At 39.7% G+C, this 14327-nt stretch carries 12 protein-coding genes; 10 read left to right on the plus strand and 2 right to left on the minus strand.

Annotated elements, in window-relative coordinates; all coding sequences use genetic code 11:
* Positions 1–78: 78 nt before the first annotated feature.
* A complete protein-coding gene (locus tag QI031_RS16900) occupies positions 79–1338 on the minus strand; it encodes a general stress protein (RefSeq protein ID WP_281480827.1) in 1260 nt (419 codons plus the stop codon).
* 550 nt (positions 1339–1888) lie between these two features.
* Between QI031_RS16900 and QI031_RS16905 the strand changes: the two genes are divergently transcribed.
* The gene (locus QI031_RS16905) at positions 1889–5017 is read left to right on the plus strand and encodes an MFS transporter (protein WP_281480828.1); all 3129 of its coding nucleotides are present in this window, start codon (positions 1889–1891) and stop codon (positions 5015–5017) included.
* Between the two features lie 46 nt (positions 5018–5063).
* On the opposite strand, the gene QI031_RS16910 is transcribed toward QI031_RS16905, so the two are convergent.
* The gene (locus QI031_RS16910) at positions 5064–5522 is read right to left on the minus strand and encodes a hypothetical protein (protein WP_281480829.1); all 459 of its coding nucleotides are present in this window, start codon (positions 5520–5522) and stop codon (positions 5064–5066) included.
* 261 nt (positions 5523–5783) lie between these two features.
* Here QI031_RS16910 and QI031_RS16915 point away from each other — a divergent pair, with 261 nt between their 5' ends.
* From QI031_RS16915 to QI031_RS16955, 9 genes are all read left to right on the plus strand, one after another.
* Positions 5784–7541: a DUF389 domain-containing protein gene (locus QI031_RS16915; RefSeq protein ID WP_281480830.1), complete on the plus strand. Its 1758-nt coding sequence runs from the start codon at positions 5784–5786 to the stop codon at positions 7539–7541.
* Between the two features lie 156 nt (positions 7542–7697).
* Entirely contained in the window at positions 7698–8624 is a 927-nt protein-coding gene (locus QI031_RS16920; RefSeq protein ID WP_281480831.1) for a YihY/virulence factor BrkB family protein, read from the plus strand.
* 39 nt (positions 8625–8663) lie between these two features.
* Positions 8664–9152 (plus strand): DUF4112 domain-containing protein, encoded by a 489-nt coding sequence (locus QI031_RS16925; RefSeq protein ID WP_281480832.1) that lies wholly within the window; start codon positions 8664–8666, stop codon positions 9150–9152.
* A gap of 20 nt (positions 9153–9172) precedes the next feature.
* Positions 9173–10108, plus strand: a complete 936-nt coding sequence (locus QI031_RS16930) for an alpha/beta fold hydrolase (protein ID WP_281480833.1) — start codon at positions 9173–9175, stop codon at positions 10106–10108.
* Positions 10109–10534: 426 nt separating this feature from the next.
* Positions 10535–11308 carry an SDR family oxidoreductase gene (locus tag QI031_RS16935; protein WP_281480834.1) on the plus strand — a complete coding sequence of 258 codons (774 nt, stop codon included), beginning with the start codon at positions 10535–10537 and terminating at the stop codon, positions 11306–11308.
* A gap of 33 nt (positions 11309–11341) precedes the next feature.
* Positions 11342–11998, plus strand: coding sequence for a methyltransferase family protein (locus QI031_RS16940; protein WP_281480835.1), 657 nt, complete (start codon positions 11342–11344; stop codon positions 11996–11998).
* Positions 11999–12135: 137 nt separating this feature from the next.
* Positions 12136–12909, plus strand: a complete 774-nt coding sequence (locus QI031_RS16945) for a ZIP family metal transporter (RefSeq protein ID WP_281480836.1) — start codon at positions 12136–12138, stop codon at positions 12907–12909.
* A 60-nt stretch (positions 12910–12969) separates the two neighbouring features.
* A complete protein-coding gene (locus QI031_RS16950; protein WP_281480837.1) occupies positions 12970–13365 on the plus strand; it encodes a VOC family protein in 396 nt (131 codons plus the stop codon).
* A 26-nt stretch (positions 13366–13391) separates the two neighbouring features.
* Positions 13392–14108: an SDR family oxidoreductase gene (locus tag QI031_RS16955; protein ID WP_281480838.1), complete on the plus strand. Its 717-nt coding sequence runs from the start codon at positions 13392–13394 to the stop codon at positions 14106–14108.
* Positions 14109–14327: the final 219 nt, after the last annotated feature.

Below are 14327 nucleotides of genomic sequence, written 5' to 3' on the forward strand. Positions count from 1 at the left end.
GTCTTTGCTATTTATTAAGAGCGACCAGGAGCAAGTTTCTTTGTTGCTCCTAGAAGAATCAATCAAAATTAACTTGGGTTAGATTCTTTCATCTCGGTGATCAACAACGATTACATTAGGATCGTCGTGATCGCTTGTTGCTGAATAAACAGGTGTTTCATCATAACGGTTGCGGTTGAGGTCTGGGCGATATGCTCTATTGTTGTCATTGACATCGTAGGTGGCAAATTCTTCAATACCCCGATGTCTGAGAATCGCTTCAGCTTGACGGACTTCAGATTCCGTCCCATCAACGATGATTAAGTAATCGCCTCTTTGAAAGCGATCGTTATAAACTCGTGCCCGATCTTCAGGAATACCTAAACCAACAAGTCCGCCAACAATACCTCCGGCTGCTGCACCAATAGCACCACCTGCAACTGTTGTTGCGATCGCAGTGGCTGCTGCACCACCTGCAATTACAGGACCGACTCCAGGAATGGCTAAAGCACCAAGACCAACTAACAAGCCTCCTAAACCTCCCAAAGCGCCGCCTGTAACTGCTCCAGTTTTTGCTCCTTCGTCTGCCTTATTGCCGACACCAACATTTCTATCTGCACCAGCAATATTATGACCTGTTGTATCTTTAGCAATTAGCGAGACGTAACTCATCGGAAAACCAGCGTCTCGAAGTTCGCTCAATGCTGCTTCTGCGTCCCGGCGATGGGAAAATACGCCGATCGCTCGTCTAGTATGATTAATATTGGTATGAGTTGGAGCTGTATGAGCAACATCAGTGGTTACACGCTCGCTGTCAGGATAGTCATACACCCCAAACTCTTCTATCCCATGTCTACTGAAAATTGCTCTTGCTGTAACGATTTCTGCATCTGTGCCATCAAGCATCACCAAGTAGTGACCCCGTTCTACCCGTTCGTTGTAAACTCTGGCTCGTTCTTCAGGGATTCCTAAACCAATTAATGCGCCAATTAAACTACCTGCTACAGCACCAATACCAGCACCAGCTAAAGTTGTAGCCAAAGCGGTTGCAGTTGCTCCTGCAAGCATAATTGGCCCAACTCCAGGAATTGCTAAAGTTCCCAGACCAACTAATAAGCCAGTCAGACCACCCAAAACACCGCCAGAGACTGCTCCTGCTGTCGCGCCTTCGTCAGCTTTATCGCCAACTTTTTCGGTGACTTGAGTCCCAGCAATATCATCTCTTTTATCTGCATCCCTGGCAATGACAGAAACTCTGTCCATTGGAAAGCCTGTATTTTTCAATTCATGTAATGCTTGTTCAGCATTTGTGCGATTTGAAAATACACCTACGGCACGTCTACGTACACCTACAACCATTATTTACTTCTCCTTAAATACGAAATTATTTATTTACGAATTTATTAGATGTCACCTTCTTTCTAATTAACGCCCATTTTTATTAAAAATGCATCAATCTAGTGGAATAAATTCTTTCTATATCATTAGATATAGATTTGTTTTACGAACAGAAAAAATCAAAATCAACGAATTATTTACATAAAATATTTATTTTTATACTTTTATGCATTACAGAATAATACTCAAGTATGATTTTTTGTTTTTAGACATTATTATCTGAATCAAGTTATTAGCAATATGGCAGTTAATAAATATTATTTAAAATTTTAATTTCTTAAGCTTGATTTAAATTTAACCACAAAGATACTAAAACACAAAGATGGAAATAATTTTTATGTAATTTATTTTACAGGCTTAATTATTGCTACTTAGTAATTTAAAAATCTAACTTTTGTTGAAGACCTTTATTACCTAGGAAGGTGTAAGTCACGGTGAGTGTTATTTAAAGTTAAAAGTAGACATTTTAGAAATTATTTCATCCACTAAGTACAAATAGAGATGTGTAGTTATGTTGCAAAATTTTGAAAGTATTTTGATATGGAATTGGTTACCTTTAGGAATAGCTCCTACAAACCAATTGCCAGAGATTATAACTCCAACAGAAGTATCGCTTGTATTTTCTGGCTCTAAGTTTTTAGTAGCATTCTTGGCTGGTACTTTGATGGCATTTGCTTTTCAATTTTTATTAACCAACTTTTCCGTTGCTGTCGGAATCTCGACTTGGGGAAGTGATGCATATCCTGATTCTGATTCAGAAACTTGGGGTGGAACAATTCGTAAATTTGAAGCTAAAGTTGGTTCTTGGGCATTAATAACTGCAAGCATAGCCTTATTTATTGCTTGTTTTTTGGCAGTCAAACTTAGCGTAATTGAAAGTGCTTTGCTAGGAGCAATTATCGGCATAGTCATCTGGTCTGCCTATTTCTCGATAGTAGTTTGGTTAGGTTCATCAGCAGCAAGCTCTTTGATTAGTTCTATGATTAGTACTGCTACTTCTGGCTTGCAAAGCTTGATGGGTACGGCAACTACTGGCATTGGTACTAATGCTGCCAAAAAACAAGTTGTTGCTACTGCTGAGGAAGTTACAGCCGCAGTTCGACGTGAATTGACTTCAGGATTTGACCCTGAAAGTATTAGTAATACGCTGCAAAGTTCTTTAGCTTCTTTACAAATACCAAAGCTAGATTTAGCTGAAGTTCGCAGTCAATTTGAGAATTTTTTGAGTGATATAGATTTACAATCTCTTGGTGATAGTGATCTACTAAAAAATATTAATCGTCAGACATTTGTGGATTTAATTAGCAGCCGTGTCAACTTACCTAAAGAAAACATTAATCAAATTGCTGACCAATTAGAAGATGCTTGGAAGCAAGTAGTAGTTCGCAAAAATCCGACAGAGCAAGTAATTAACTTACTCAAGTATTCTACTCCTGAAGAATTGAACTCAGAAGATTTAGGAGAAAGACTTCAGCAACTAATTGAAGTTAGAAAAAACGGCGACGGCACAAATGGTGTGATGAAGCAAGCGGTTAGATATGGCTTGGGTGCTGCTGTACCAGCATTATTAAATAGGGTAGACATCTCAGATATTGATGTGGGAAGAATTAGAACTCAGCTAGAAAAGCTAAAAGTCAAAGTTCAAGATATCGATGTTGATAAGATTACACACGAACTGCAAAGTTTTACAAACGAAACTACTGCCCAAATATCTCACAACTTGCCAACATCAAGATCTAATACTATCAAAGCAGATGTAGAAGACTACATCCGCAATTCTTTCCCTTGGCATTTCAACCGCATTACAGTTAAAGATGAATTTCAAGAAGTTATTTATGATTCTCAAGCAGATCCTACAACTGCACGTCGGGAATTAGAGGAAATTAATCAAGAGTATTTTGTGAAATTGCTGACGCAGCGAGGTGATATCAGCGAAGTCAGAGTCAAAGAAATTTCACAGCAAATGGAAAGCACCCGCCAGGAAGTTTTAGAACTGGTGCAACAAACACAAGCGCGAGAAAAAGGTCAAGACTTCCGCAGCCGCATTGAAAATTATTTACGTTCTACTGGTAAAGAAGAACTTAACCCAGAAGGAATTGAGCGAGACTTTACTAAGTTGGTAGAAGATCCAGAAGCTGGTTTAGAAGATTTAAACGATCGCCTATCCCAGTTTGACCGTGATACTTTTGTCCAATTACTCCAGCAACGTCAAGATATTAGCGCCGAAGAAGCTAATAATATTGTTAGTCAAATCGAAAACGCTCGTGATCAGGTGTTGAATCGTGCCAAAGAACTGCAAGCACAAGCAACAGCCAAAGCCGATGAACTGCGCCAAAGAGTAGAAGACTATCTGCGAAATACCAACAAGGAAGAATTAAATCCTGAAAGTATTAAGCGTGAATTGCGGATGTTACTGGAAGATCCTCAAGTCGGAATTAGGCTTTTACGCGATCGCCTGGCACAATTTGACCGTGATACATTGATACAACTGCTAACTCAGCGTCAAGATTTGAGTGAAGAACAAATCAACCAAGTTATTGATAATCTAGAATCAGTGCGGGATAGCATTTTGCAAGCACCCCAAGCAGTAAAAGCACAATACGAACAAACAACAACAGCGATCGCCCAATATCTCCGCAGTACCAATTTAGAAGAACTTAACCCAGAAGGTATTAGACAAGATTTAGAAAGATTACTCAGCGATCCTCAACAAGGTGCTGTGGCATTACGCGATCGCTTATCTCAGGTAGATCGAGAAACCTTAACAAAACTTGTCAGTCAACGAGGAGACTTAAGCGAAGCACAAGTTAATCAAATCATTGATAACTTCCAAGAAGCAATTCAAAGTATAATCAAAGCGCCGCGTCGCTTGGCAAAGCGCACTGCTCAAAGAGTTGCAGATTTTGAAGCTAGGTTTGAAGATTATCTACGTTACACCAACAAAGAAGAACTCAACCCAGAAGGTATCAAGCGCGATTTACAATTGCTATTGCAAGATCCGCAAGTGGGAATGGAAAATTTAAGCGATCGCTTGGCTAAATTCGACCGTTCGACAATTGTGGCGCTACTATCTCAACGAGAAGATATTTCTGAGGAAGAAGCTAACCAGTATGTAGATCAAATCGAGTCTGCACGCAACTCAGTTGTAGAAAAATTTCAGCAGATTCAGCAAAAAGTGCAATCTGTAATTGATCAGATTTTCGCTAGAGTTCGCAACTATCTCAACTCCCTAGAACTTCCAGAATTAAATTACGAAAGTATTAAGCAAGACTTTACCAAAGTGTTTGATGATCCACAAGCCGGATTTGAAGTGTTGCGCGATCGCCTGAGTCAATTTGATCGTGACACTTTAGTCGCTGTAATCAGTTCTCGTAAGGATATTTCAGAACAAGATGCTAACCGGATCATCAACCAAATAGAAGCAGCACGAGACAGCGTCTTGCAACGAGCCGAACGCATCCAACAAGAAACACAAAAACGTCTGCAAGCTGTGCAAGCAGAAGTTCAAAAGCAAGCACAAGAAACCAAAAAAACCGTTGCTAGTGCCGCTTGGTGGCTATTTGGTACGGCTCTCACTTCCCTTGCAGCTAGTGCGATCGCTGGAGTCATAGCCGTCACAGGTCTAACTTTTCCTGGTTAAATGTGCGCTATCCAAAACCCTTGTAGAGACGCGATTAATCACGTCTCTACTTTTTTTCACCTCCAGATCGCTCTCGCGCCAAACTATCAATCGCATCACCCAAAGCAGTAGTCAGGCTTTTGCGGGTTTGAGCATGACTTTCTTGTTCAGTTTTCAAAGCTTGTAACAAGCGATCGCGTTCTTTGGTGATAGCAATCAATTTAGCTTGCAACTCTTCTGTAGACTCGATTTGTTGGATTTCTTGTTGAATGGCTGTCGTCGCTTTACCATCACCAAGCATTCCGCCCTCAATACCTTTGAGTTGGTGAATTTCGGCCTTGAGAGAGACAATTGTCTGTTGAAATAAATGAGCATCTGTACGACGTTGTTCGGCTTCAGTGTTGTAAAGTTGTCGCCACTTTTGGGAACTTTCCCAAGCACTATCGCGATCAATCTGCTGTTGCGTCAACTGCTGTTTGAGCGCTTTAATTTCTGCCAACCACTGTTTTGTTAAGTCTTGACTCATAAAAAATTATTTTGGATTACTTTAATTTACGCTATGCGGGTCAGTTGTCAGTTGTCAGTGACTCCGTAGAGTTTTTATTTATAGCTGTTTCCAATTACACGAGGTACATAATACCTAGCCCCTAGCCCCCTAGTCCCTAGCCCCTGATCTTAAAGAGATGTACCTTACTAGACTAGGAAACGCCATATCTTCTTTCAAATTTCTCATTATGACATTTTGCCAATTAGTATTTAGTCAGTTGAATCGTATTCATATTTAAATATGTTTAGAGACTGGTTTGCAAAAAACTTGGGAATTGGTCAAGTTCGTAAAGAACAAGTATATCTAGATATATGTAGGTCAGTAAGTCTTGAAGATGTCAGCTATTGGATTCAGGTATTGTTTGCAGCTGGCATTGCTACCTTGGGACTAGTATTGAATAGTCCAGCTGTGATCATTGGGGCAATGTTAATTTCTCCATTGATGGGAGGTATTCTCGCCAATGGGCTAGCACTGGCTGCGGGTGATGTGATCTTAGCTATGCGGGCACTACTAAATCTGGCCTTGAGTTGCTTTGTTGCCATTTCTTTTGCAGTGCTACTGGTGTCTTTGTTGCCATTTAAAGAAATGACCGCTGAGATTGCTGCTAGGACTCGACCCAATATCCTGGATTTAGTAGTTGCTTTATTTTCTGGTGCAGTCGGTTCAGTCGCAATTTGTAAAGAACCCAAAGGGGTAGCAACTTCTATTCCTGGTGTGGCGATCGCAGTTGCTCTCATGCCACCATTATGTGTTGTCGGTTATGGCATCGGTATAGCTATCAGCGTAAATCCCATGAATGGACTAAAAGTAGCTAGTGGTGGAGGATTACTTTTTTTCACCAACTTGGTAGCGATTACATTCACGGCCATGTTGATTTTTTTGGGTTTACATATTGACAATTATCAAGTTAAAGAAAAAGTGAGAGAGTGGCGGAATACACACCCAGAAAGTATTTGGATGCAAAGTATTTTAGAAAGACTACCTGCCTACCAAAAAGTTAAAAAAATTGGAACTCTTCCGGGGAGATTGTTGTTAATTTTTATTACCATTGTGGCAATTATTTTTCCACTCAATCAATCTCTTAGCCAACTCAGACGCGAAATCTCTTTGCAGCAACAAGAAAATCGCATTCGTGCAGCCGCAACAGAAGTATGGCAAAAGGAATTTGCAGTACTTAACGGCGAACCACGCTCTTATATCAGCAATATTTCGACCTTAGAGCAAAATAAAAAACTGACAATTCAACTCCAGGTATTTACTAGTAAACAATATACGCCAGAGGAAAAGAATAGTTATATCCAACAGCTAGCTGCTAATTTAGGTAAACCTCCAGAATTGTTAACACTAAAGTTGATTGAAATTCCTACTGCATCCAATGAACTGTTACGTCAAGTAGCTGAAGAAAAATTGCCGGAACCAGTAATCACCATCGCGCAGCTACAATCAAGTTTCATGCAAGAAGTGCAGTCTGCTTTGGGTGAACTTAGACTTCCTCAACCAGCACAGATGGTTAATTACGAATTAATTACCATTCCTTATGAACCATTAAATATTCGATTGGTGTATTTAAGCGAACGTGACATAGATAGAGACGCTCAAACTCTGCTCATCGATAACATTCGGTCTCAGCTAGATTATCAAACTGCCAAAATCAGTATGCAGAGAATAGCAACTAACTTAGGAGTTATAGCTTATGAACCTGAGCAATCAACACTAACACCAGCTGCGGTCAAACAATTAGATCGTGCTGTCCAATTTTTGCAGCAACACTCCAATTTAAAGCTACAAATCACGGTTAACCAAGAAGCAAACGAGCCACAAGAAATAATTAAAGCGCGATCGCAAGCAATTACACAATATCTACAGTCAAAATGGCCAATCAGTGGCGATCAAATAGTTATGCAAACAGGAGTAGAGCCTAAACCAAGTGCAATACTCCAACTTACGGTAAAATCACTGAGAAAGCCACCAAAGATAATTCAACCCGAATCATTCTAGTAGTGTGTCAAGAAATAGTTGACGAATGGATTTGCTGTAGATACGGCGATTGATCGCGTAAATGATTTTGACAGACTACTAGAGCGATATCAATAGAAAAACCAAAGCTTTGCTAATACAGAGTTTTTCTCTTGTAAATTTTGACTGACTGTAGTTATGCCAAAGTCTCGTTTTATCAAGTTTTTTCGTCATTTTAGTTGGCACACCCTCAAGAAAACCATTGTGAGGACAACCCAAAGACGATTGTTAGGACTAGCCTCAGAAATTGCCTTCAATGCGATGTTATCGTTGTTTCCAGCGATTCTTGCTCTCCTCACAGCCATCGGCTTATTTGAAAAATCCTTACAAGACACTTTTAGACAGCTAGCAAATCAAATCAGTCAAGTTGCACCGGAAGCAGCATTAACTCTAATTCGCGAGTTTGCCACCAAAGAAATTACTGACCCCAAAAACGGAGGTTTGTTTTCTTTGAGCTTTGTAATTGCTATTTGGACTGCTTCTGGAGCGATTAGTACCGCCATGACTGCTCTTGATCAAATCCACCAAATCCCTCCCAAAAAAATGCGTCCTTTTTGGAAAGCAAAACTCGTCTCTTTAGGATTAACAATCGGTACAATTTTGCTATTTGTACTGGCTTCTTTCTTAGTGTTTATGAGTGACTTGTTATTAGTAATGGTGGTAAATGGCAATTCTTCTTTGGAATTTTTATTGCATATTTGGCAACTGTTACGCTGGCCTTTAGCTTTAGGTATAGTTGCTAGCGCATTTAGTTTTGTCTATCGCTATGGCCCTAGCATTTGGAACCCAGGTACACCAATGATGCCTGGGGCAATCGTTGCAGCTGTTTTCTGGGCAATTTTATCTGCCCTATTTAGAGCTTACGTGGCAAATTTCGGCAACTATAATAAAGTTTATGGTGCTGTAGGGGCTGTCATAGTTTTAATGCTATGGCTGTGGATGAGTGCTGCTGTTTTGTTGGTAGGCGACCAATTAAACGTGACCGTTGGTGAACAGATGCGGTCAAAAGCAGATGAAGATTTGTTGGAAAATACTCATCCCAGAGTTAACCAAAGTATGAAGTAAGATATTGAACAATTCAATTTTAAACAAGCGATCGCTCTCATGCCCAATTCGATTGAACCTGAAGTTAAAGCACCTACCTTAAAACGGCTGCGTCAGATCAGTTGGCTGATGGATAATGTAATTACCATTCCCGGAACTAAAGTTGGTGTTGGTCTAGATCCAATTTTAGGATTTATACCTATTGGTGGTGATTTTTTAGGAGTCATGTTTTCTAGCTACATCATCTTAGAAGCAGCGCGTCTAGGTGTATCTAGGGAAACCTTGGGAAAAATGGTCATGAATGTGATCATCGATGGCTTGGTAGGCGCTGTTCCATTGTTAGGAGACTTGTTTGATTTTACTTGGAAAGCCAATGCTTATAATATCAAGTTATTAGAAGAATACTTAAGGTTTCCCAGCGAAAGAAAGAGTGCAGATAAATTATTTATCTTTGCCGTCTTGGCTGGATTACTACTACTTGCCATTGTCTTAGTTACTATACCCGTGATATTAATTAGAATGCTGTGGCAAGCTTTTACTGGCGCTTAAATTAGTTATAAATAACAGGAATGAAAGATTGGTGGCAACAGACTTTTCCTCAAGGGCAACAAAGTCTAATTATTACAGACGCTCAAGGGTATCCTGTCAAAATTGCTTATGGTGAAAAAGGCACAGGTAAGCCATTAATTTTATTACACGGTATGGGCAGTTGGAGTTATAATTGGCGTTACAGTATTGACCCATTATCTAAATATTTTCGGGTAATTTGTTTTGATGCCAAAGGCTACGGTTTTTCAGAAAAGCCTTGGTCTCGCCGGGAACATAATGGACATCAAGTTATTGAGCTAGAGCGAATTATTCAAGCATTATGTGATGAGCCTCCTGTGATTGTAGCAGAATCTTTAGGAGGATTAATTGCTCTTGCCCTAGCTCAAAAAAATCCTCAATTAATTGGGCGATTAATAGTTGTAAATGTACCTATTTTTACTGAACGTTTACCCCATTGGGCAATGTGGTTACTTGCTCAAACACCATTAGAATTTATTCAAACAATAGACTCTTTGCGTTTAGCATATTTGTTTGCACCTCTAGTTAGAGAAGTTATGGCAATAGAAAGACGTGGAGTATTATTTGATCCATCAATTCTGACACAAGAAGATGTCTATTGGATAACTTACCCATTTATTGAACTTCCTGGTACTCTGGTGAAAGTTGCTGAAGAATTACAAATTGCCGCGCAAGAGATAGAGCATTGGCAGACAAATAAACCTAATATGCTCACTAAAATTCAAAATAATTTGCACACTATTAAGTGTCCTACACTAATTTTGTGGGGCGATCAAGATAGTTGGTTCCCTGCTAGCCACGGAGAAAAATTACATCGATGTATACCTAATTCTAAATTGCAAATTTTGCATAATTGCTGTCATGATGCCTCAACTGGTTCTTCAGAAGTATTGAATGCAGCTATTGTTGAGTTTATACAGGATACAAATTTTTGGTAGGATTCAGGACTTTGGGGCTGCGAGATCCTACTTTCTCCCTGATACTACTATTTTGATTACGCCTCTTAATTAGCTGCAAAAACAGATTCTTTCCGCCATGAAAATACCTCTCTCTCTTTATTTGCTAGAACCATCACTCTGTAACAGGACTTACGCAAGCCCAAATCGTCATTGCGACCGAAACGAAGTGTAGGGAAGCAATCGCAGGATTTTTGCGATTACGTCGCTATCGCTCGTAATGACGAAATTGCGTTAGTTTGCGTAAGTCCCATATAAGCTCGACTTTATCCATTTTCTGAGGTGAAAATCAGCGAACGGACTGTACTGACACCTGACGGCGGCGGAGCGTTAAATCGTTCTACGTTACACCGGAGGTTTCCGAATTGTTAGACAATTGACTGTTGACAGTTGACTCTTGACTAAATAATGATTTCTCTCAAAAATCAAATCATTTTAATTACTGGTGCAAGTAGTGGTATAGGTACTGCTTGTGCCAGAATATTTGCCCATGAAGGTGCAAAATTGATTTTAGCAGCGCGACGGCTGGAACGTTTGCAGCAACTAGCAGATACACTCGCTAAAGAGTTTAATATTGAAATTCATTCATTGCAGTTAGATGTACGCGATCGCATTGCTGTAGAATCTGCCATCTCTACTCTACCCGCTGCTTGGTCTAACATTGACATTCTTATTAATAATGCTGGTCTCAGTCGTGGTTTAGACAAGTTGCATGAAGGTGACTTTCAAAACTGGGAAGAAATGATTGATACCAACATTAAGGGTTTACTTTATCTTACTCGCTATGTGGTTCCCGGCATGGTAAGCCGTGGTGGTGGTCATGTAGTTAACATTGGTTCTATTGCTGGACATCAAACTTATCCTGGTGGTAATGTTTACTGTGGTACGAAAGCTGCTGTCAAGGCGATTTCTGAAGGCTTAAAACAAGATTTGTTAGGAACTCCTGTGCGTGTGACTTCTGTTGATCCTGGAATGGTAGAAACAGAATTTAGTGATGTGCGGTTTCACGGCGATACTGAACGTGCTAACAAAGTTTACCAAGGAGTGACTCCCTTGACAGCCGATGACGTGGCTGATGTGATATTTTTCTGCGTCACGCGATCGCCTCATGTCAATATCAATGAAGTGATACTTATGCCTGTTGATCAAGCTAGCGCCACTTTGGTTAATCGGCGAACATAAAAGTAATGCATATAAAGTTAAGTCGAGCAACCTATGGAAAATACTGCTAACTCTGAAAAAATTGGAGTCACTGCACTCACAGCTATTAATATCGCAAAAATACTTCCCCTTGTCTGGTTTATAATTTTTGCGATCATTTTTGGTATCCAAGACTGGCGACAGCTAATTTATGTTTGTTTACACGGCAGTTATTGTCTCTGGTGGTTGATAGAACAATGGTTTTATCCCCAGCGACGAGAATTATTTAATGAGCCTCTAGGAGCTTTGGCATTCATCTTTGCACTTTTGTATGTCGGAGTTTTTTATGTCTTACCAGGATATTTAGCGTTTACGAATCCTGTCCCTTTATCGATGGCAACGGCATCTGTAGCATTGATAATGTATATTTTCGGCAGTTTAATTAATGCCAGTGCTGATGTACAAAAGCTAACTGCCAAACAATTCGGCGCGGGACTAGTTCGTGATAACATTTGGCGCTTCTCACGCAACATTAATTACTTTGGTGATTTGCTGCGGTATCTAAGTTTTAGTGTGGTGGCTGGTTCACTGTGGGCTTATTTAGTACCAGGATCAATCTTGCTGTTATATCTTCAACGCATGTCTCAAAAAGAACAGTCTGCTTCTAATAAATACCCAGATTATGCCGAATACAAACAATCTAGCGCCCGTTTGATTCCATTTATTTGGTAACTGTTCTTTATTTTTCATACTCTTTTTTTGTCAAAGATCGCAGCAAAAAAACCTGCGATTTTTTTTGCAAACCACTTGCAAGTCATAATCATTTCGACTATGATTTATTTATGTTAATTAAATAAATAACCCCAGCTATGGAAAGCCTTGTCATTGGTGTCATCGCCAGTTTAGCAGCAGGACTTGCCACAGTCATTGGTGCTTTGCCAGTTTTACTACCAATCAATCTCACACAGCGAGTACAGGGAATCATGCTGGGGTTTGGTGGAGGAGTGATGTTAGCAGCAACATCATTTTCGTTAATATTACCCGGTACAGAGGCAGCGGTCGCCCAAGGCCAATCTCAAACAAATGCTGCTTTAATTATTGTTGCAGGGATTTTATTAGGTGGGCTATTTTTACAGCTAGCCCATCGGTTTATGCCCCACGAACACTTCTTTAAAGGTAAAGAAAGCTATCAAGGCAATAATCTCAAGCGAATTTGGTTATTTATTGCTGCAATTACTATTCACAACTTCCCGGAAGGATTAGCCGTAGGAGTGAATTTTGGCAATAATAACATTACCGATGGCATTCCTGTAGCTTTAGGAATTGGCTTACAAAATATCCCTGAAGGTTTAGTAGTTGCCTTATCTTTAGTAGCTGAAAAATATTCAGCAGGTTATGCTGTATGGATTTCGTTACTTACAGGTTTGGTTGAGCCAATTGGTGGTTTGATTGGTGCAGGTGTGGTGAGTATAGCTAATTTTATTTTGCCTTGGGCTATGGCATTTGCAGCCGGAGCGATGTTGTTTGTAATTAGTGATGAAATTATCCCTGAATCTCATCGCCAAGGCTTAGAAAAAGAAGGAACTTTTGGTGTGATGATTGGTTTTGTTGTGATGATGTTTTTAGATATTGCTTTGGGGTAAAAGTTGCTGATTTTTGACTATTGAACGTTAAATTAATTTATTGATCGCTAGGAGCGAAATATGAACTTTCTTCGCTTTGAACACATCAACCTTTCTTGCCAAGATATCGAAGCCAGCAAGAAATTTTACCAAACAATTTTCCCTGATTGGTATGTACGTGCTGAAGGTATATTCAATGGCGATCGCTGGATGCATTTTGGCAATGACCAATTTTATCTAACTTTAAATGACAGTTCCGGACAACAGCAAGTACATCAGGCATACGAAAATATTGGTATTAATCACGTTGGTTTTGTGATTAAAGATGGCGAAGCTATGACCAAATTGCTTGATGCTGAAGACATTGAATATTACACAATGACAGCACCTGAAACCAAACACAGAATTTATGTTAACGATCCAGATGGTAACGAGATTGAGTTAGTTGAATATCATCTAGAGTACGCACTTAAGTAATTGATTGATCACAGGAGAAAAGCTTTATGAGTACAACTCAAAAAGTTGCAGTTATCACTGGCGGAAATCGCGGTTTAGGATTTGAAACTGCTCGACAATTAGCAAAAAAAGGATATCAAATAATTCTTACTAGTCGAGATGCAGCCAAAGGCCAAGCCGCAGCTGAAAAGTTAAAAGCTGAGGAATTAGATGTAATTTCTCATCCCCTTGATGTTACTAATCATGAAAGTATTGACCAATTAGCTGAGTTTATTCGTCAACAATTTGGCAAAGTTGATGTACTGGTAAATAATGCAGGTATATACATTGATGACAAAGTAAGTAACAATAGCATTTTCGATGCCAAAATTGACACTTTACAGCAAACAATAGAAACCAATGTTTATGGTGCATTGCAAGTAACTCAGGCGTTAGTTCATTTGATGAAGAACAATAACTATGGACGTATTGTGAATGTTTCTTCTGGAATGGGACAACTACATGATATGGGTGGAGGCTACCCAGCGTATCGCCTTTCTAAAACAGCTTTGAATGCTCTGACGCGAATTTTTGCCAGTGAATTAAAAGGCACAAATATTTTAGTTAATTCTGTGTGTCCAGGATGGGTAAAAACTGATATGGGGGGAGCAAATGCAGCGCGAACTCCCGAACAAGGAGTAGATACAATTGTTTGGCTAGCAACTGCTGCTGATGGGAGTGCTACTGGAGGATTTTTTCGCGATCGCCAACCTATTGATTGGTAATAAAACATTCTACTCTAAGACAGCTACAGTTTAGGCGATCGCGCTTCAAGAAAATTCCCGAATTGGGGATCAAAATGTGTAGACTGATACAATAGTTTTCCAATAACTGTTATAAGGTTTGAAAACCCTTTACTTTTACCCTTATAGTGGAAACTTCCGCTAAAGAAGCACCAGAGCGATAGGAAATTATCCTTAAATCAAGTACGATTGATATTCATC

The organism is Halotia branconii CENA392, from assembly GCF_029953635.1.
GTDB classification, from domain to species: Bacteria; Cyanobacteriota; Cyanobacteriia; order Cyanobacteriales; family Nostocaceae; genus Halotia; species Halotia branconii.

Coding starts and splice junctions, on each gene's coding strand:
- QI031_RS16915 (WP_281480830.1), top strand. CDS start 5,784: ATGTTTAGAGACTGGTTTGCAAAAAACTTGGGAATTGGTCAAGTTCGT.
- QI031_RS16940 (WP_281480835.1), top strand. CDS start 11,342: ATGGAAAATACTGCTAACTCTGAAAAAATTGGAGTCACTGCACTCACA.
- QI031_RS16935 (WP_281480834.1), top strand. CDS start 10,535: ATGATTTCTCTCAAAAATCAAATCATTTTAATTACTGGTGCAAGTAGT.
- QI031_RS16945 (WP_281480836.1), top strand. CDS start 12,136: ATGGAAAGCCTTGTCATTGGTGTCATCGCCAGTTTAGCAGCAGGACTT.
- QI031_RS16900 (WP_281480827.1), bottom strand. CDS start 1,338: ATGGTTGTAGGTGTACGTAGACGTGCCGTAGGTGTATTTTCAAATCGC.
- QI031_RS16920 (WP_281480831.1), top strand. CDS start 7,698: ATGCCAAAGTCTCGTTTTATCAAGTTTTTTCGTCATTTTAGTTGGCAC.
- QI031_RS16955 (WP_281480838.1), top strand. CDS start 13,392: ATGAGTACAACTCAAAAAGTTGCAGTTATCACTGGCGGAAATCGCGGT.
- QI031_RS16905 (WP_281480828.1), top strand. CDS start 1,889: ATGTTGCAAAATTTTGAAAGTATTTTGATATGGAATTGGTTACCTTTA.
- QI031_RS16930 (WP_281480833.1), top strand. CDS start 9,173: ATGAAAGATTGGTGGCAACAGACTTTTCCTCAAGGGCAACAAAGTCTA.
- QI031_RS16910 (WP_281480829.1), bottom strand. CDS start 5,522: ATGAGTCAAGACTTAACAAAACAGTGGTTGGCAGAAATTAAAGCGCTC.
- QI031_RS16950 (WP_281480837.1), top strand. CDS start 12,970: ATGAACTTTCTTCGCTTTGAACACATCAACCTTTCTTGCCAAGATATC.
- QI031_RS16925 (WP_281480832.1), top strand. CDS start 8,664: ATGCCCAATTCGATTGAACCTGAAGTTAAAGCACCTACCTTAAAACGG.